The 17283-nt window shown below is 37.0% G+C and carries 21 protein-coding genes and 1 pseudogene; 15 read left to right on the top strand and 7 right to left on the bottom strand.

The genetic code is table 11. The features are described 5' to 3' along the window. Positions 1-218 precede the first annotated feature (218 nt). Genes potA through potC form a run of 3 tightly spaced genes read left to right on the top strand, consistent with a single transcriptional unit; the run spans position 219 to position 2951 of the window. Positions 219-1340 carry a spermidine/putrescine ABC transporter ATP-binding protein PotA gene (gene potA / locus NYR30_RS04640; protein ID WP_066109161.1) on the top strand — a complete coding sequence of 374 codons (1122 nt, stop codon included), beginning with the start codon at positions 219-221 and terminating at the stop codon, positions 1338-1340. Then, a complete protein-coding gene (gene potB, locus NYR30_RS04635) occupies positions 1321-2181 on the top strand; it encodes a spermidine/putrescine ABC transporter permease PotB (RefSeq protein WP_066114334.1) in 861 nt (286 codons plus the stop codon). Before potA ends, potB begins: the two co-directional genes overlap by 20 nt. Continuing rightward, positions 2181-2951 carry a spermidine/putrescine ABC transporter permease PotC gene (potC, locus tag NYR30_RS04630; RefSeq protein ID WP_066114331.1) on the top strand — a complete coding sequence of 257 codons (771 nt, stop codon included), beginning with the start codon at positions 2181-2183 and terminating at the stop codon, positions 2949-2951. Before potB ends, potC begins: the two co-directional genes overlap by 1 nt. Before the next feature lie 79 nt (positions 2952-3030). Here the strand turns inward: potC and NYR30_RS04625 are convergent, their stop codons facing one another. From NYR30_RS04625 to NYR30_RS04610, 4 genes are all read right to left on the bottom strand, one after another. Beyond that, positions 3031-4467 (bottom strand): Ppx/GppA phosphatase family protein, encoded by a 1437-nt coding sequence (locus NYR30_RS04625; RefSeq protein ID WP_302502118.1) that lies wholly within the window; start codon positions 4465-4467, stop codon positions 3031-3033. 23 nt (positions 4468-4490) lie between these two features. Further along, entirely contained in the window at positions 4491-5327 is an 837-nt protein-coding gene (locus NYR30_RS04620) for an IS3 family transposase (RefSeq protein WP_302502438.1), read from the bottom strand. Then, positions 5324-5629, bottom strand: coding sequence for a transposase (locus NYR30_RS04615; RefSeq protein WP_302500332.1), 306 nt, complete (start codon positions 5627-5629; stop codon positions 5324-5326). Before NYR30_RS04615 ends, NYR30_RS04620 begins: the two co-directional genes overlap by 4 nt. Before the next feature lie 159 nt (positions 5630-5788). After that, positions 5789-6268: a polyphosphate kinase gene (locus NYR30_RS04610; RefSeq protein WP_302502116.1), complete on the bottom strand. Its 480-nt coding sequence runs from the start codon at positions 6266-6268 to the stop codon at positions 5789-5791. An 18-nt stretch (positions 6269-6286) separates the two neighbouring features. On the opposite strand from NYR30_RS04610, the gene NYR30_RS04605 reads away from it, so the two are divergent. The 5 genes from NYR30_RS04605 to NYR30_RS04585 all read left to right on the top strand — a co-directional run bounded on the left by NYR30_RS04605 (position 6287) and on the right by NYR30_RS04585 (position 11449). Beyond that, the gene (locus NYR30_RS04605) at positions 6287-6940 is read left to right on the top strand and encodes an IS1595 family transposase (RefSeq protein ID WP_115241497.1); all 654 of its coding nucleotides are present in this window, start codon (positions 6287-6289) and stop codon (positions 6938-6940) included. 242 nt (positions 6941-7182) lie between these two features. Beyond that, positions 7183-8202: an extracellular solute-binding protein gene (locus tag NYR30_RS04600; protein WP_231923865.1), complete on the top strand. Its 1020-nt coding sequence runs from the start codon at positions 7183-7185 to the stop codon at positions 8200-8202. 104 nt (positions 8203-8306) lie between these two features. Beyond that, positions 8307-9476, top strand: coding sequence for an MFS transporter (locus tag NYR30_RS04595; RefSeq protein WP_066114313.1), 1170 nt, complete (start codon positions 8307-8309; stop codon positions 9474-9476). A 60-nt stretch (positions 9477-9536) separates the two neighbouring features. Continuing rightward, on the top strand, positions 9537-11003 hold the full coding sequence (gene cls / locus NYR30_RS04590) for a cardiolipin synthase (RefSeq protein WP_302502114.1): 1467 nt from the start codon (positions 9537-9539) through the stop codon (positions 11001-11003). 11 nt (positions 11004-11014) lie between these two features. Next, positions 11015-11449 carry a GNAT family N-acetyltransferase gene (locus NYR30_RS04585; protein ID WP_302502447.1) on the top strand — a complete coding sequence of 145 codons (435 nt, stop codon included), beginning with the start codon at positions 11015-11017 and terminating at the stop codon, positions 11447-11449. Here the strand turns inward: NYR30_RS04585 and NYR30_RS04580 are convergent. Both NYR30_RS04580 and NYR30_RS04575 read right to left on the bottom strand, forming a co-directional pair. Continuing rightward, positions 11446-12138: a CidB/LrgB family autolysis modulator gene (locus tag NYR30_RS04580; protein ID WP_066114307.1), complete on the bottom strand. Its 693-nt coding sequence runs from the start codon at positions 12136-12138 to the stop codon at positions 11446-11448. The genes NYR30_RS04585 and NYR30_RS04580 overlap by 4 nt on opposite strands. Continuing rightward, positions 12135-12548 (bottom strand): CidA/LrgA family protein, encoded by a 414-nt coding sequence (locus tag NYR30_RS04575; RefSeq protein ID WP_066114319.1) that lies wholly within the window; start codon positions 12546-12548, stop codon positions 12135-12137. Before NYR30_RS04575 ends, NYR30_RS04580 begins: the two co-directional genes overlap by 4 nt. Before the next feature lie 84 nt (positions 12549-12632). Between NYR30_RS04575 and NYR30_RS04570 the strand changes: the two genes are divergently transcribed. The 6 genes from NYR30_RS04570 to NYR30_RS04545 all read left to right on the top strand — a co-directional run bounded on the left by NYR30_RS04570 (position 12633) and on the right by NYR30_RS04545 (position 16190). Next, a complete protein-coding gene (locus tag NYR30_RS04570) occupies positions 12633-13319 on the top strand; it encodes a thermonuclease family protein (RefSeq protein WP_302502112.1) in 687 nt (228 codons plus the stop codon). After that, a complete protein-coding gene (locus NYR30_RS04565; protein WP_302502110.1) occupies positions 13310-14533 on the top strand; it encodes an aminotransferase class V-fold PLP-dependent enzyme in 1224 nt (407 codons plus the stop codon). Before NYR30_RS04570 ends, NYR30_RS04565 begins: the two co-directional genes overlap by 10 nt. Next, entirely contained in the window at positions 14530-14922 is a 393-nt protein-coding gene (locus NYR30_RS04560; RefSeq protein ID WP_302502108.1) for a SufE family protein, read from the top strand. Before NYR30_RS04565 ends, NYR30_RS04560 begins: the two co-directional genes overlap by 4 nt. 65 nt (positions 14923-14987) lie before the next feature. Continuing rightward, entirely contained in the window at positions 14988-15380 is a 393-nt protein-coding gene (locus NYR30_RS04555; RefSeq protein WP_302502106.1) for a cytochrome b562, read from the top strand. Between the two features lie 225 nt (positions 15381-15605). Beyond that, complete coding sequence (locus NYR30_RS04550; protein ID WP_302502104.1) at positions 15606-15887, top strand: type II toxin-antitoxin system RelE/ParE family toxin; 282 nt, start codon at positions 15606-15608, stop codon at positions 15885-15887. 18 nt (positions 15888-15905) lie between these two features. Then, positions 15906-16190, top strand: a complete 285-nt coding sequence (locus tag NYR30_RS04545; RefSeq protein WP_437125214.1) for a HigA family addiction module antitoxin — start codon at positions 15906-15908, stop codon at positions 16188-16190. A gap of 187 nt (positions 16191-16377) precedes the next feature. On the opposite strand, the gene NYR30_RS04540 is transcribed toward NYR30_RS04545, so the two are convergent. Next, positions 16378-16851: an IS3 family transposase gene (locus tag NYR30_RS04540; RefSeq protein ID WP_302502101.1), complete on the bottom strand. Its 474-nt coding sequence runs from the start codon at positions 16849-16851 to the stop codon at positions 16378-16380. Between the two features lie 39 nt (positions 16852-16890). On the opposite strand from NYR30_RS04540, the pseudogene NYR30_RS04535 reads away from it, so the two are divergent. Continuing rightward, positions 16891-17082, top strand: a pseudogene (locus NYR30_RS04535) (site-specific integrase); the annotation flags it as partial. Between the last annotated feature and the right edge of the window lie 201 nt (positions 17083-17283).

Raw genomic sequence — 17283 nt, 5'->3', positions numbered from 1 at the left:
TCATATCCGCCGTTTAATAATATGATATAAATCAACACCTTTCGCGAAATTTTATCGTTAAAAATTTGTGAAATTGGGTATATTTTTTTAAATCGCAAAAAAATTTTTTAATAGACACTTTCAATTATAGGGTGATCACTATATCATTGCGAGTTTCTTGTAGAATGTAATTCTCGTGGGTATGTGAATTTATTGACTTAGGAGGAAAAACAAAGCTAGTGGAAAATCCAGTACAACAAAAGCCAATTATTGAATTGCAATCTGTCACTAAAGCTTATGACGGGAAAACTATCATTAAAGATATTAATCTTACAATCAATAATGGTGAATTCTTAACTATTTTGGGGCCTTCTGGCTGTGGTAAAACCACGATTTTACGCTTAATTGCAGGTTTTGAAGAAGTTAATGCTGGACGCATTATTTTAGATGGACAAGATATTACTTCCATTCCAGCTGAACAACGCAATATTAATACCGTATTCCAAAGCTATGCGCTTTTCCCACATATGACAATTTTTGAAAATGTGGCTTTCGGTTTGCGTATGCAAAAAGTACCTAACGAAGAAATTAAGCCTCGTGTACTTGAAGCATTAAGAATGGTGCAATTGGAAGAATTTGCAGATCGTAAACCAGCGCAACTTTCTGGTGGTCAGCAACAACGTGTTGCTATTGCTCGTGCGGTGGTAAATAAACCAAAAGTGCTATTACTGGACGAATCCCTTTCTGCATTGGATTATAAACTTCGTCAGCAAATGCAGAATGAATTAAAAGCTTTACAACGTCAGCTTGGCATTACCTTTATTTTTGTAACACACGATCAAGAAGAGGCATTAACAATGTCTGATCGTATTATTGTGTTGCGTCAAGGTAAGATCGAGCAAGATGGTACACCACGTGAGATTTACGAAGATCCGAAAAGTTTATTCGTGGCGAAATTTATTGGTGAAATCAATATTTTCGACGCTACTGTTTTACACCGCGTTGATGAAAAACGGGTACAAGCCAATGTTGAAGGACGTATCTGTGACATCTATGTAACTCGTCCTGTCGAAGCGGGACAAAAATTAAAAGTATTACTTCGTCCTGAAGATATTCGTATCGAAGAAGTACACGATAAAGAGGCTCATGAAGGTCTAATTGGTTATGTGCGTGAACGTAACTATAAAGGTATGACCTTGGAATCTACCGTTGAATTAGAGTGCGGTAATCGGGTGCTAGTCAGCGAATTTTTCAATGAGGATGATCCAGATGTTGATCACTCTCTTAATCAGAAAGTCGCTATAACTTGGGTTGAAAGCTGGGAAGTGGTACTTGACGATGATGAAGATAACAACGCGTAAATTTCAGAATTTTACTGTTACTATTATTTTTGCTTGGCTAATATTCTTTGTATTAGTGCCAAATCTTTTGGTATTGATTACCAGTTTCTTAACTCGCGATAGTAGTAATTTAGTCGAATTTACTTTTTCATTAGACAGTTATAAACGTTTAATTGAACCGCTCTACGCGCAAGTATTGTGGAATTCCCTCTATATGTCGGGAATTGCCACTATTATTTGTTTAGTGATTGGTTATCCATTTGCATTTATGATTGCCAAAATGAAACCTACATTCCGTCCAGTGATGTTGTTCTTAGTGATTTTACCTTTCTGGACGAATTCATTGATTCGTATTTATGGTATGAAGATCTTCCTAGGTGTAAAAGGTGTGCTAAATAACACTTTATTATGGCTAGGTATTATTGATACACCAATTCGTATTTTGAACACTGAAGTCGCAGTCATTATTGGTTTAGTCTATATTCTATTACCATTTATGATTCTGCCTCTTTACTCATCAATTGAGAAATTGGATCAACGCTTATTAGAAGCAGCGAAAGATCTTGGTGCGAATGCGTTTCAGCGTTTTGTGAAAATTATTGTTCCATTAACAATGCCAGGCATTATTGCTGGTTGCTTATTAGTATTATTACCTGCAATGGGAATGTTCTATGTAGCAGATTTACTTGGTGGTGCGAAAGTTCTATTAGTTGGTAACGTAATTAAGAGTGAATTCTTAATTGCACGTAACTGGCCATTTGGTTCTTCAATCAGTATTGCATTAACGATTCTGATGGCACTTTTATTGTTCATTTACTACCGCGCTGGTAAGTTGTTCAACAAGAAATCGGAGTTGGAATAATGAAACGTTCACTACGTAATCTCTTTTTATTTTTGGTCTATGCTTATTTGTATATTCCAATCATTATTTTAGTTATTAACTCTTTCAATTTAGACCGTTATGGGCTGTCTTGGAAAGGATTTAGTTTTAACTGGTATGAACGTCTTGCCAATAATAATACTTTATTACAGGCGGCATTCCATTCCATCACCATTGCTTTCTTTGCGGCAACGGTAGCAACATTAATCGGATTATTAACCGCTATTGCGCTTTACCGTTATCAATTTAAAGGCAAAAAATTCGTTGGTGGAATGTTATTTATCGTGATGATGTCGCCAGATATTGTGATGGCGGTATCGTTATTAGCGTTATTTATGCTAGTTGGTATTTCACTAGGCTTTTGGTCATTATTATTTGCGCACGTTACCTTCTGTTTACCTTATGTGGTTGTTGCGGTATTCTCACGTTTGAAAGGTTTCGATGTGAAGATGTTAGAAGCTGCACGTGATCTTGGTGCAAGCGAAACAACTATTTTGCGTAAAATTATTGTACCGTTAGCGTTACCGGCGATTGTTTCTAGCTGGTTGTTAAGTTTTACCATTTCATTAGATGATGTGGTGGTATCTTCATTCGTAACTGGCGTAAGTTATGAAGTATTACCGCTAAAAATCTTCTCATTAGTGAAAACTGGGGTAACGCCAGAAGTTAATGCGTTAGCAACAATTATGATTGTATTCTCATTAACCTTGGTGATTTTAAGTCAGATTATTTCCCGTAAAGATAGAACTTAATCAGTTATCAGTAAAAAATAAACCCACGACTCCAAAAGATCGTGGGTTTATTCATTTAAAAACGTTGTACAGTAACTCATTATTGTACTGAGAAATGAACACCTACAGTGCGCAGATTATTTTGCTCCTCTAACAAATCATTTTTCGTCAATGGATTTCTTTCTAAATAACCGGGCTCAAATTCTAATTCCCATTTATTCGCCTCAGCATTAACATGCAACGCAAATTTCTCCGTTAATTCTGTCGCACGACGCGAGCGATTAATAATGACTGCAAGACGCAACATAATAATCAGACTTAGGATATCTTGATTGTTATATCGACTACCTTTCGGTAAATCTAATTGCTTCAATGATTTGAGATGAAAGCGAATTAACGTCACTAATAATTTCTTTTGCATAGGATCAAAACCGGGCAATTCACTATTTTGCAAAATATAGGTTGCATGTTTATGTGATCCACTATGATTTACTACCATACCGGTTTCGTGTAGTAACGCGGCTGCTAATAGAATACTTTGCAACTCCTCAACTTGTTCGCTATTTTGCCAACGTTGGTAACGCTTTGCTAATAAAATCGCAGTATCGGCAACTCGTAACGCTTGTTCTTTATCAATCCAGAAATGTTCAATCAAGCTGATAACGGTCCGCTCACGAATATCATCAACTTGAAAATCATGCTCAAAGCTATACAGCACACCTTCACGCAATGCACCATCGGAATAGCGCATTTGTTCAATTCGATAATTTTCAAAAACAGCACTCAAAATCGCAACGCCTGCTACAAAGATACCAACACGATCTTCGCTCAATCCTGCAATTTTCAGTTTATCAAACGAATCAAACTTTAAAATTAAGGCAACCACTTGTTGTAACGTTTTGGTCGTAATGATACCGTCCGGATTAAAGTTTTCGGCAATAACCTGGCTAATCGCTTTAATCGTTCCAGATGATCCTAATGCTGAATCCCAGCCTAGATGACGATATTCCCACGAGAGATCTTCGATCCTAGATAGAGCCGTTTTCTGGGCTAAATTAAATTGTTTTTCGCTAATCTTACCATCAGGAAAAAAAGCCTTAGTAAAGCTAACACATCCCATATGGCGACTTTCTGCTAATTCTGGCGTGAAACCTTTACCAATGATCATTTCTGTTGAGCCGCCACCGATATCAACCACAAATTTGCGCCCATTTTCTGGCTGCGTATGCGAAACCCCCAGATAAATTAACTTCGCCTCTTCAGCACCAGAAATAATGCGAATCGGGAAAGGAAAAACCTTTTTTGCCGCTTCTAAAAACTCATCACTATTCTCTGCTCGACGTAATGTATAGGTTGCAACAACCTTTACCTGTTCCGGAGAAAAACCTTGTAAACGTTCTGCAAATAGTGCCAAACAATCTACACCGCGTTGAATCGCCTCTTGGCTTAAATGGTGTTTTTCATCTAAGCCATTCCCTAGTTGTACTCGTTGTTTTAATCGCGATAACACTTGAATCGAGCCATTGACCACTCTCACAATAATTGTAGTGATCCACTAATTTAACAGTCCCTGATAGGTTGTTTTGCGAAAACGGGTGGTAATCCCTGATTGTAAGCATGAGGACGAACAGTATTATAATAAAATACATAATTCTTAATGTCCTCCTTCGCTGCCGACAATGAAGCATAACCCCCTTTTAACATCCATTCATATTTAAAACTTCTAAACCAACGCTCCATCGGCGCATTGTCCCAACAATTACCTCGACGACTCATACTCTGGATTAATCCATGACGTTTCACACATTGCGTAAAGGGATAACTCCGATAAACACTCCCTTGGTCTGAATGAAATATCATCTCTTTTGTCCTTGCTGTCGTTAGCATCGCATGATTTAATGCCTCTACCACTAAATCTGCATTATGCTCTCTTTGCAATCGCCAACCGACTACTTGACGATGAGCTAAATTCAGCACAACTGCAAGATAATGCCATTCTCCATTCACCTTAAGATAGGTTGTATCACCACACAATACGGTGGTCTGGGCATCTGGAGTAAATTGGCGGTTTAACAGATGATTAAATGGCATCGTTTGTCCCTCAGCAAATGGATAAGAATAACGTTTCTTCGGTTGTTTACTCTCTAAACCTTGTTGCTTCATCAATTTACGGATAAGCGCTAATCCTACCTTAATCCCTTTATGCTGTAATCTCGCTTTCAATGTCCGTTTACCTGCTGAACCTCGACTTTCATCAAATAATGCCTTTATTTCTAACGATAAACGTCCATATTTGTTTGGCTTGCTACCCTGTCTTAACTGGGCATAATAGGCACTTTCTGATACCTCAAACAACGCACACACCCGTTTGATACCATACGATTTTAATGCCTTTATCGCTTGGTAGCGGCGTTGTCGAGAGACATAAAAATCGCTGTAGCCTTTTTTAGGATTTCTTTGTCCTCTTCGAGTATTTTTATCCGTTTCTCCAGTTCCCGTATGCGTTGTTGTTCGGGGGATATCGGCTTGCTGCCTGGTAATACATAACCTTGTTGTTCTGCTTGTACTTGTTTTACCCAACGACGTAATGCCGTTTCTCCTATCCCTAATTCCAAGCACGCTTGTGGGATGGAATAACCTTGTTCGGTCACCAATTTTACTGCCGCAGCTTTATATTCTGGGCTAAATGTTCTTCTCATTAAATTGTCCTCTTTTTGTGATAGTTTACCACCTATTGAGGACTGCGGAATTAGTCTACCACTACAAATCATATGAAAACTATTCGAACCTAAATCAATCGCAGCAAATTCTTTATGCTGAGAAGTTGTCAATGTTTTTACTCCATTCATCATTACATCCTATTTTTCATTAGCTCTCGCAGCTAAATAATCATAAATGGCAAGTTGAGAACGACATCGTGGTTCATCATTTTGCACATAATCATTTTGTTCTTTACTGTCAATCACTCGCGCTTTGACATTATCTGCAAGCTGTATATTTAAAATATCAATCACACATTGTTTAGCATCTGGATCGAGTAAAGGTGTACCAACCTCAATACGCCGATCAAGATTTCTAGTCATCCAATCCGCAGAAGAGATATAAACATCAGGATCACCATTATTCGCAAAATAATAGACTCTTGGGTGCTCTAGAAAACGATCCACAATACTAATAATATGAATGTTGTCGCTTAATCCTTTGACTCCAGCTTTTAATGAGCACATTCCGCGCACAATCATTTTAATGGTAACGCCTGCTTGACTTGCTTTATATAACAAATCAATCATTGCCTCATCCACCAGATTATTGATTTTGGGGCTGAAGTAGATTAGCACTTATGCTAAGCTACAAAAATGAAGATAACCAATTGTAAACTAAAGAAATCTATACAAAGAAAACTGCTTGAATTTTTTGTATTAGAAGTAACAGCACGATCAGCAGCAGATTTGCTTGGCATTCAAGCCAATACTGCCATCTTGTTTTATCGAAAAATTCGTCTCGTTATCAGCCATCATTTAGCACTACAAGCACATGAACTTTTCGATGGCGAAGTAGAGTTAGATGAAAGCTATTTTGGTGGTGTGCGAAAAGGGAAAAGAGGTCGGGGTGCAGCTGGTAAAATGGTGGTGTTTGGCATGCTTAAACGCCATGGAAAAGTTTACACAGTAACTGTACAAAACACTAAGACTGATACCTTACTTACTGTTATTAAAAAGAAAATACAACCAGATAGCATTGTTTATACAGATTGTTATCATAGCTATGATGTGCTAGATGTTAGTGAGTTTACGCATTATAGAATTAACCACAGTACTCATTTTGCTGAGCGGCGAAATCACATTAATGGGATAGAGAATTTTTGGAATCAAGCAAAGCGTGTGCTAAGAAAGTATAATGGAATTGATCGAAAATCTTTCCCTCTTTTTTTGAAAGAATGTGAGTTTCGTTTCAATTATGGGACACCATCTCAACAGCTCAAAATCCTGCGGAAATGGTGTCAGATTTAACGCTAATCTACTTCAGCCCCTAAATTTTATTTAATTGTATTTATTAGCATTAATGGTTGCCATATTGGTAAACACTTTATACAATGGCCTTCCTTGTCTGATGTGTTTTCTCAACACGTTATCCATCAACAAGTACCTACAAAAATCATTTTGATTTTTATATCCGCTTGGCTTTGGTCGAGCTATGGCTTTAATTAACTATAACGGAGAATTTTGTGAAAAAAATCACTACTTTATTAGGTATTAGTACGCTTGCTCTTGGTATTCATGCGGTTGCTCACGCAGAGGGAGATACCGTTTATCTTTATACTTGGACAGAATATGTACCTGACGGTTTATTGGATGATTTCACCAAAGAAACTGGTATTAAAGTAAACGTGTCTAGTCTTGAATCTAATGAGACTATGTATGCTAAGTTGAAAACTTTAGGTGATAGTGCAACCTATGATGTTATTGCACCATCAAACTACTTCGTATCTAAAATGGCAAAAGAAGGAATGCTATTGCCTTTAGATCATAGTAAATTGCCTGTGATTAAAGATCTCGACCCAAATATGTTGAACAAGCCTTATGATCCAGGTAATAAATATTCACTTCCTCAACTTTTAGGTGCTCCTGAAATTGTTTTCAATACTAACACCTACAAAGCGGACCAATTTAATTCTTGGGCAGATCTTTGGAAACCTGAGTTTAAAGGAAAAGTGCAATTATTAGATGACGCTCGCGAAGTATTTAATATTGCGCTATTAAAACTTGGTGAAGATCCAAATACTAAAGATCCTGCAGTGATTAAAAAAGCATACGAAGAATTACTCAAATTACGTCCAAACGTATTGGCTTTCACTTCTGATAACCCAGCGAACTCATTTATTGCTGGTGAAGTGGAATTAGGTCAATTATGGAATGGTTCTGTGCGTATCGCGAAGAAAGAAGGTGCTCCAGTTGGTGCAGTATATCCGAAAGAAGGACCAGTATTATGGGTTGATACTTTGGCAATTCCAAAAACATCTAAAAACCCTGAAGCGGCGCATAAATTAATTAATTACTTATTAAGTCCGAAAGTAGCTGCTCGTTTAGCAACTGAAATTGGTTATCCAACCACCAATTTAAAAGCGAAAGAAATGTTGCCAAAAGAGATTACCGAAGATCCAAGCATTTACCCACCAGCGGAAGTGCTTAAAAATAGCTACTGGCAAGATGATGTTGGTGATGCAATTCAATACTATGAAAACTATTACCAACAATTAAAAGCAGCTGAATAATTCTTTATTCACCAATCTATGTAACATACACCCTCTTTTTAGAGGGTGTATTGTTTGTAGAATAAATTAATTTCTCACTGAAGTTTTCAACAATAAGAATAAAAATGAAAAAACAAAATACTACTTTTTTAATTCTGGGCATCATTATGATTGGTGTCGTATTGCGTGTGCCTTTTACCGCTATTCCGCCTATTTTGCAACAAATCGCTGATGAATTTGCGATTCCTATTAGTTCATTGGGTATCTTAACTACTCTGCCATTGTTAATGTTTGCATTGGTTTCCCCTTTTGCTGCTCGCTTAGGGCAAATCTTTGGGATTGAAAAATTATTCGCCTTAGTATTAATTTTGATGATACTTGGCTCTACGATCCGTATTTTTTCGTTACCGCTGTTATTTACTGGTACCATCATTATTGGTATTGGAATTGCCGTATTAAATGTCTTATTACCAAGTGCCATTATGGCAAATTATCCTAGCCGCCTAGGTAAATTAACATCGCTTTACTCATTGGCAATGACTTTTGCCACTATTATCGGTTCATCACTAGCAATTCCAATTACTCAAATGAGCAATTGGCAAACAATGATCTTAGTATTATCTGCAATATTGCTGCTTGCATTAGTTATCTGGTTGCCGAATGTTAAACACAATCACTATTTAGAAAAACCACACAATCAATCACAAAAAAATACTTTATTTAAAAATAAATATACGTGGTGTTTGGTGGTATTTGGCGGCTTACAATCACTTTATTTCTATACAACTCTCGCTTGGTTACCAACAATGGGACAACAGGCAGGACTTTCTGCAAGCACCACTGGATATCTGTTAGGTATCTATATGTTAGTAACCATCCCATTAATGATATTTTTACCATCAGCATTTATCCGCTGGTCAAGCCGTACTCGCCAGCTTGTCGTTGCTGGCTTTATATCTATTTCCTTTATCGGTGTTGCGATGATGCTATTAAATTACAATAGCTTCACCTATTGGTTATTAGTCAATATCTTTACTGGTTTAGCGGGTGGTGCGTTATTCCCTTATTTATTAACAATGTTGTCAGTAAAAACTACATCACCGACCAATACCGCAAGATTATCCGGTATTGTGCAATCTGGCGGTTATTTATTAGCAGCTTGTGGTCCGATCTTATTTGGTTATGGCTACGGTTTCTGGCATAGTTGGGTTCCACAAACTTGGATACTACTAATATTAGTTGTTATTATGGCGATTGCCGCTTGGTTTGTAGAACAAACTGATAAGATCATTTAAAGTGCAAGAAAATCGGCGTATTGCCGATTTTCTAATTCATAGTTTGATAATATAAAAATAATGGTAAGTACAGATATTACAACAATTTTACAATATGCCATTCCAGCGCTAATCTGGATTTGTATGGTTTCTATTACCTTACGCCTACTTACCAAACAGCAAGCAATTTCTGTGACACTTTCGTGGTTACTCATTGTTTATGTAGTGCCTGTTATCGGCATTATTGCCTATTTCATCTTTGGTGAAATTAAATTAGGTTCTCGTCGCGCTAAACTATTCCACCAATTACGACCAAAATACATTGCGTGGTTTGAACAATATCAACAGTACAAAAATATTATCGAAAGTAGCGAGGCTTTACGCTATCGACCACTCTTTGATTTATGCCAGCAACGGCAAAAAATTCCCTGCATTCTCGGTAATGATCTACATATTCTAAATACCCCAGAAAGTATTATCCAAAGTATTATCCAAGATATTGAGAAGGCAAGATTCTCAATTAATATGACCTTCTATATTTGGCAAAGTGGCGGCTTGATTGAACAGGTGGAACAAGCTCTCATTTCTGCATATCAACGTGGTGTACAAATTCATATTTTGTTAGATTCCGTTGGTAGCCGCGATTTCTTAAAAAGCAAACATTGCCAACAATTGCGTAAACAAGGATTGATGTTTTTCGAAGCACTGCACGCTAACCCATTACGAATGTTTTTGGAACGAATTGACTTACGCCAGCATCGTAAAATCGTCGTGATTGATAACCAAATTTCTTATACCGGCAGTATGAATATGGTTGATCCTAGCCAATTCAAACAAGATGCCAATGTTGGTCAATGGATTGATATTATGGTAAGAATGGATGGCCCCGTTTCTTCCATTCTAAATCATCTACACGCTTGGGACTGGGAAATAGAAACCGAACAACAACAGTCTCTTGCTTTTTCTCTTTGTCCATTATTACCAATTGAAAAAGACAATTCCCATGCAGTACAAATTTTGGCAACTGGGCCGGGTTTCCCTGATGATTTAATGTCGCAAGCGTTATTAACGGCCATTTTCTCGGCACGCAAATCAATCACAATTACTTCACCCTATTTTGTACCAACACAAAGTATTGAAGATGCTTTAAAAATTGCCGCTCAACGTGGTGTTGCAGTTAATATTATCTTACCGCAAAAAAATGATTCCACGATGGTGCAATGGGCGAGTCGTGCTTTATTTGATAATTTACTTGCTGCTGGCGTAAAAATTCATCAATTTACCGGTGGACTGCTACATACCAAAAGTATTCTAATCGATCAACGTTTAGCGTTAGTCGGCAGCGTTAATATGGATATTCGTAGCTTTTTATTAAACTTTGAAGTAATGATTATTGTTGAAGACCGCGATTTTGCAAAAGAGATTGCTGCCTTACATCAAAGTTATTATCAACAAACTATGCCTCTCGATTATCAACAATGGTGCAAACGTCCTTTATGGCAGCGTATTATTGAACGCCTCTTTTTCTTCTTTAGTCCTTTGCTATAACTAAGATAATGATGCAATTACACTGTAAAACTTTCTCACAATTAACAACAACAGAATTATTCCAGATTTATCAGGCAAGAACAGCAATTTTTGTTGTTGAACAGCAATGTCCTTATCAAGAAGTCGATAACATCGATTGCATAGCCACACATTTATGGTTCACGATTGATCAGCAATCAGTTGCTTATGCCAGAATTTATCAACAGCAAGAGGAAGTTCATTTTGGGCGTGTTTTAGTCATGCCTGAATATCGTGGTCAAGGCATTGCTAAACAATTGATTACACAAGTGCTCACTTTTATTCAGCAAACTTCACCAAAGTTACCTATCGTGATTCAGGCACAACATTATCTGCAAGAGTTTTATCAACACTTTGGTTTTGTTACCACTTCAACAGTTTATCTTGAAGATAACATTCCACACATTGATATGCGTAAGGCGCTTTAAAAGATTTTCACAATAATCAGCACTAAATCAAATAATAATGGTGCAATTAAAGAGGTAATCACGCCGCAAAGTACCAACGCAATGGAACTATAAGTACCAGCTTTTTTATCAATCTCCATACAGGCAGCTGTACCCAATGCGTGTGAAGCTGTACCAATCGCCAAACCTGCCGCTTCACTACTTTTGATCCGTAATAATTTGATGATCGTGTAGCCAAATACTGAACCAATCAAGCCAGCAATAATGACTAATACCACTGTAATCGTTGGTACGCCGCCGATAGTACCCGACACCGCCATTGCTAATGGTGTGGTAATCGACTTCGCAAATAGAGTCGCCATTACTTGTTGATCACCGCCCAACATAAATGCGACTAATGCACCACTCATCATCGCAACTGCTGATGAAATTGTTGTGATAAATAAAATACTGCGCCAATATTGTTTAATTTGCTTTAATTGTTCATAGAGCGGTATAGCTAATGCAACAATAGATGGACCTAATAATTCACTCAAAGGTTTATTGCCAGCAATGTAATCGTGATAAGGAATATCAAAGATTAATAAAATTGCAATTAACACACAGACTGTAATCACAAAAGAATTGAATACTAATGACTTAATTCTTTCATTGATAGCAACAGCAAGTGAAAAGGTGACAATGGTCATCACGCAATATAGATAAATCATTTTGTACCTCGTAAACTACGTTTTTTTGCCTTTTTACGCAATTTAACAAATGAATTATAAGAGAAGAAGTAATCGGCTAATAACGCGGTAAAAACCAATACCAAACAGGTACTAATAATGGTTGGAATTAATAAAGATAACGCCTGTTTAGTCAAAATATCAAAATAATCTATGATACCGACACTAAGAGGAATAAATAGTACTGACATATAGCGGATTAATAATGCACCACTAGGTAAAACCCATTCTTCTTTAATCAGTTTTAGTGTCAATGCTGTGAATAGTAACAACAATCCCCAAATGCTCGCTGGAATACCAATAGGTAAAAGATAATTAATCCCTTCACCAAGGTATAACATGGCGTATAAAATAGCGAGTGAACGTAATAGAGCAACGATTTTATGAAACATCATCGATAGAAATGTGTAATAATATTGGACCTATTCTACTCCCATTTTGTGATCAATGTCACTTTTTTAAATAAATTTAGTGTTATGAAAAGAATAATTATTGCATTTTTATTTACTTTAGTTGCAATCAACAGTTTTGCCGCTCGTGAAATTCAATGTCGTGTAGTAAGTATCAGTGATGGTGATACCTTTACTTGCTTATTAAAAAATAATAAACAAATTCGCGTACGTTTGGCACAAGTTGATGCACCAGAAAAAAAACAACCTTATGGTGATCGTTCTCGCCAATTACTTTCCCAATTGATTTTTAAGAAAAACATTACGATTCAATCAGATGAATATGATCGTTATGGACGTGTGGTGGGGCAAGTATTTGATGCTAGCGGAAAAAATATCAATTTAACGATGGTGCAACAAGGTTTAGCCTGGGCTTATCGTGAATATTTACATAGCAATCAATACTTACAAGCTGAAACAGAAGCAAGACAAAAAAGACTTGGATTATGGCAAGATGAGAATCCAATTTATCCAAGCAATTGGCGCAAACATGAGAAAAATCCAAGTGCACCATTAGCGCAAAATCCAACGGCTCCTCTGCTAGCATTACCAAAACCAGGAAAAACCAGCGTGACTAGCAACAATTGTGGCACTCGTCGTAGTTGTAAAAGTTTCTCATCTTGTGCAGAAGCTACCCAATTTTTTAAACAATGCTCTGCTGATTACTTAGATGGTAATCATGATGGTATTCCTTGTAATTCATTATGCCGTTAATGACTATACCAATTTTTGATCTTGAAAATTTTCGAGCGGAATTTCCTTTTTTGCAGCAGAATCCAACTGCAGTTTATTTAGATTCGGCTGCAACAACATTGCGCCCGCAAACATTAATTGAAGCAACAACCCAATTTTATTGTTCGGCTGGTTCTGTGCATCGCAGCCAATATGATTGGCAACAAACGCAACTATTTGAACAAGCACGTCAAATCACTGCTGAATTTATTGATGCAGAGGATAGTCCGTGCATTGTTTGGACATCGGGCACCACTCATAGCATCAATACGATTGCTTACGGTTTACGACATACATTGTCGCCAAATGATGAAATCATTATTAGTGAAGCTGAACATCATGCTAATTTTGTTGTTTGGCAACAACTCGCATTGGTACACAAAGTAAAACTGGTTGTCTTACCACTACAAGCCAATTATCAAATAGATATGGCTTCACTAAAGCAAGCGCTTTCACCACAAACCAAAATTGTTGCATTAAATCTAGTTTCGAATGTAACAGGTTATCGGCAGCCTTTAGAACAATTTTGTCCGTTAATTCGTCAATTGGCACCAAATGCCTTTATTGTTATTGATGCAGCGCAAGCAGTGTTGCATCAAAAAATTTCACTACAACAAATGGATATTGATTTCTTAGCATTTTCCGCTCATAAGCTATTTGGGCCAACTGGCTTAGGTGTATTATCAGGAAAGAAATCCGCATTACAGCAATTAACGCCGCTTTTATTTGGTGGGAAAATGGTGCAACAAGTCACCAACCAACAAACTACTTTTCAAGAATTACCTTATCGCCTTGAAGCTGGTACACCAAATATTGCTGCGGTTATTGGTTTTGGCGCAGTCTTGCAATGGTTGCAACAATACGATTTTGCCCAGTTAATGGCTTATACCCGACAATTAGCACAACAATTTCACCAACGTCTAACACAATATGCTAATTGCCAAATATTCAGTGATATTGATAGCCATATTATTAGCTTTGTGTTTCAACATATTGATAATAGCGATTTGGCAACCCTGTTGAGCGAACAGCAAATTGCATTACGCACAGGGCAACATTGCGCACAACCTTATCTACATTTTTTACAACAGCGCGGTACCTTACGTATTTCATTAGCGCCTTATAATCATCAACAGGATCTAAATTTATTTTTTAATGCTTTGGATAATGCTCTCGCTATCTTGGAGGATGAATGACTTTTGCCGAAATTGAAACGCTCTTTGCACAATGTACAAGTTGGGAACAACGCTATCGTCAGCTGATTTTGCTAGCAAAACAGTTACCGAAACCTGACGAGCATCTACTTGAGCAATTACCACTAATTGAGGGTTGCGAAAGTCGTTTGTGGTTTAAAATCTTTTATCAAAATCAGCAATGGCAATGTATTGCTTATAGTGAGGCGCGCATTTTGAATGGCATTCTTTTTATCTTACAAACAGCAATTAGCGAACAAAACGGTGAGCAACTGAAAACATTCCAAATTACTCCTTTATTACAACAATTAAAAATTGAACAACGTTTGACTGAAACTCGGTTAAACGGGCTTAAAAACATCGAAAAAATAATTAGAAATAGCGTTAATTAAACGTTATAGTTGTTTCGCTTGTTAGCTTATTTTTACGATTTTGTATAACTAATAAAGGAGTGATGATGAAAACAACAACTTTAATGAAAACTGTACTATTTAGTGGTTTATTAGCTTTTAGCGCCTTTAGTATGGCTGATACTGTTGTTCAAGAAATGCAGTTTTTTGCTAAAAATATTGGGCCAGCGTTAAAAGCCGATAACGCAGAAACTATGCAAAAACACCTTTCTGAGCTTAAAGCTGCAGCACAACGTTCACTTGATCTTGTCCCTGGCAGCTTAGCGAATAAAGGTAAGGATAGTGCTGAATTTAAAGATTATCAGCAAGGTATGCAGCATTTTATCGCTGTTATTGACGAATCCTCCGCGTTAGCAGCAAAAGGCGAACTTGAGCAAGCCAAAGAAAAAGCCAAAACATTACTTTCTATCCGCAACGATTATCACAAAAAATATAAATAATTAATTTCTAAAAACTACACCTCATCTACTTTTATGTATTTGGGTGTAGTTTTTTATGAATTGCATTCCTAAAGTTGGCTAGATGGTTTTTCTTCATTTTTATGCCATAACTCAACTGATAATTAAATGTTTCCATTGCAAAACCTCAAAGGTTTGTATCGCATACATTTACAGGTTCACCTTAATAATGTATAGTTACACTATACAAATGAATGAGTTATATTGATGATTAAGTCATTTAAACATAAAGGGTTGGAATTGTTTTTTATAACTGGCTCAACATCTGGAATTCAACCCAGCCACGCAAGTAAATTGAGAATCCAGCTTACTGCCTTAAACAGTGCAACAAGTCCATTGGATTTAAGAGTGCCGCCGAGTTGGAACCTACATCAATTAAAAGGTAAGCTCGTTAACCACTGGTCTATTAAAGTAAATGGTAATTGGCGTATTACATTTAAATTTGAAAATGGTCGCGCTGAAGTCGTTGATTATCAAGATTATCATTAATTAGGAGGTTTTATGCGTATGTATAACCCTGCTCATCCTGGTGAAGTATTAAAAGAATATTTGGGAGACATGTCTGTTACAGAAGCCGCTAAGAAATTAGGTGTATCTCGTGTTACTTTATCTCGTGTATTAAACGCTAAAGCCGCTGTTTCTGCTGAAATGGCAATTAGGTTAGGACAAGCACTAAATACTGAACCAATTTTCTGGCTTAACATGCAAAGCGAATATGATCTATGGCAAACAGAACAGCATTGCAATATACATATTCAACCTTTTTTTGCTACATCTATGCAATCACTTTAATAGAAAGGCCAGTTTTACTGGTCTTCTATTAGATGTGATCTCTTTACTGTCGTCGTGGATATAAATTGACTTGCCATCAATAACAACAACGTTTCCGTTTTCATCAAGTTTTAAATTCATGAATTTCCATCTTTTTAGTTGTATTTATTCCAAAATGTTAAAAATAAAAATGTAGTGATCCACTAATTTAACAGTCCCTGATAGGTTGTTTTGCTAAAACGGGTGGTAATCCCTGATTGTAAGCATGAGGACGAACGGTATTATAATAAAATACATAATTCTTAATATCCTCCTTCGCTGCCGACAATGAAGCATAACCCCCTTTTAACATCCATTCATATTTAAAACTTCTAAACCAACGCTCCATCGGCGCATTATCCCAACAATTGCCGCGACGGCTCATACTCTGGATTAATCCATGACGTTTCACACATTGCGTAAAGGGATAACTCCGATAAATACTCTCTTGGTCTGAATGAAATATCATCTCTTTTGTCCTTGCTGTCGTTAGCATCGCAGGATTTAATGCCTCTACCACTAAATCCGCATTATGCTCTCTTTGCAATCGCCAACCTACTACTTGGCGATGGGCTAAATTCAGCACAACCGCAAGATAATGCCATTCTCCATTGACCTTAAGATAGGTAGTATCTCCACACAATACGGTGGTCTGGCAATCTGGGCTAAATTGGCGATTTTTCAGAGCGGTACCCCGCTAATGGTACTTAAAGAATTAGGAGGTTGGGAAACAATAGAAATAGTGCAAAAGTATGCTCACTTAAATGCCGATCATTTATTGACATACGCCAATCACGTCAAATTTTCGTCAAACTCTACTTTGGATATAGCAAATAGCAAAGCAGATAATGATGATCTTATTGATGCTGCATAAATAAAAAACCTGCAAATAATTGATAATTCACAGGTTTTTACACTAAAGAAATCTATTTCATATGGTGCTAGGGTCAGACTCGAACCGACACGCTTTTAAGGGCGGCGGATTTTGAATCAAGTGCGTAGGAATATATTCTAGTCAATCCGCTAAAATACTTCCTATTGTTGGGTGTACCTAGCCAATACATCCCAAAATGGG

This window comes from Gallibacterium salpingitidis (genome assembly GCF_030517105.1).
Taxonomy (GTDB): Bacteria; Pseudomonadota; Gammaproteobacteria; order Enterobacterales; family Pasteurellaceae; genus Gallibacterium; species Gallibacterium salpingitidis.
This window is presented reverse-complemented; position numbering and strand designations above follow the sequence as displayed.

Coding starts and splice junctions, on each gene's coding strand:
- NYR30_RS04615 (WP_302500332.1), bottom strand. CDS start 5,629: ATGAGAAGAACATTTAGCCCAGAATATAAAGCTGCGGCAGTAAAATTG.
- NYR30_RS04595 (WP_066114313.1), top strand. CDS start 8,307: ATGAAAAAACAAAATACTACTTTTTTAATTCTGGGCATCATTATGATT.
- cls (WP_302502114.1), top strand. CDS start 9,537: ATGGTAAGTACAGATATTACAACAATTTTACAATATGCCATTCCAGCG.
- NYR30_RS04605 (WP_115241497.1), top strand. CDS start 6,287: ATGAAGATAACCAATTGTAAACTAAAGAAATCTATACAAAGAAAACTG.
- NYR30_RS04555 (WP_302502106.1), top strand. CDS start 14,988: ATGAAAACAACAACTTTAATGAAAACTGTACTATTTAGTGGTTTATTA.
- NYR30_RS04570 (WP_302502112.1), top strand. CDS start 12,633: ATGAAAAGAATAATTATTGCATTTTTATTTACTTTAGTTGCAATCAAC.
- potC (WP_066114331.1), top strand. CDS start 2,181: ATGAAACGTTCACTACGTAATCTCTTTTTATTTTTGGTCTATGCTTAT.
- NYR30_RS04580 (WP_066114307.1), bottom strand. CDS start 12,138: ATGATTTATCTATATTGCGTGATGACCATTGTCACCTTTTCACTTGCT.
- NYR30_RS04585 (WP_302502447.1), top strand. CDS start 11,015: ATGCAATTACACTGTAAAACTTTCTCACAATTAACAACAACAGAATTA.
- potB (WP_066114334.1), top strand. CDS start 1,321: ATGAAGATAACAACGCGTAAATTTCAGAATTTTACTGTTACTATTATT.
- NYR30_RS04560 (WP_302502108.1), top strand. CDS start 14,530: ATGACTTTTGCCGAAATTGAAACGCTCTTTGCACAATGTACAAGTTGG.
- NYR30_RS04575 (WP_066114319.1), bottom strand. CDS start 12,548: ATGTTTCATAAAATCGTTGCTCTATTACGTTCACTCGCTATTTTATAC.
- NYR30_RS04565 (WP_302502110.1), top strand. CDS start 13,310: ATGCCGTTAATGACTATACCAATTTTTGATCTTGAAAATTTTCGAGCG.
- NYR30_RS04550 (WP_302502104.1), top strand. CDS start 15,606: ATGATTAAGTCATTTAAACATAAAGGGTTGGAATTGTTTTTTATAACT.
- NYR30_RS04545 (WP_437125214.1), top strand. CDS start 15,906: ATGTATAACCCTGCTCATCCTGGTGAAGTATTAAAAGAATATTTGGGA.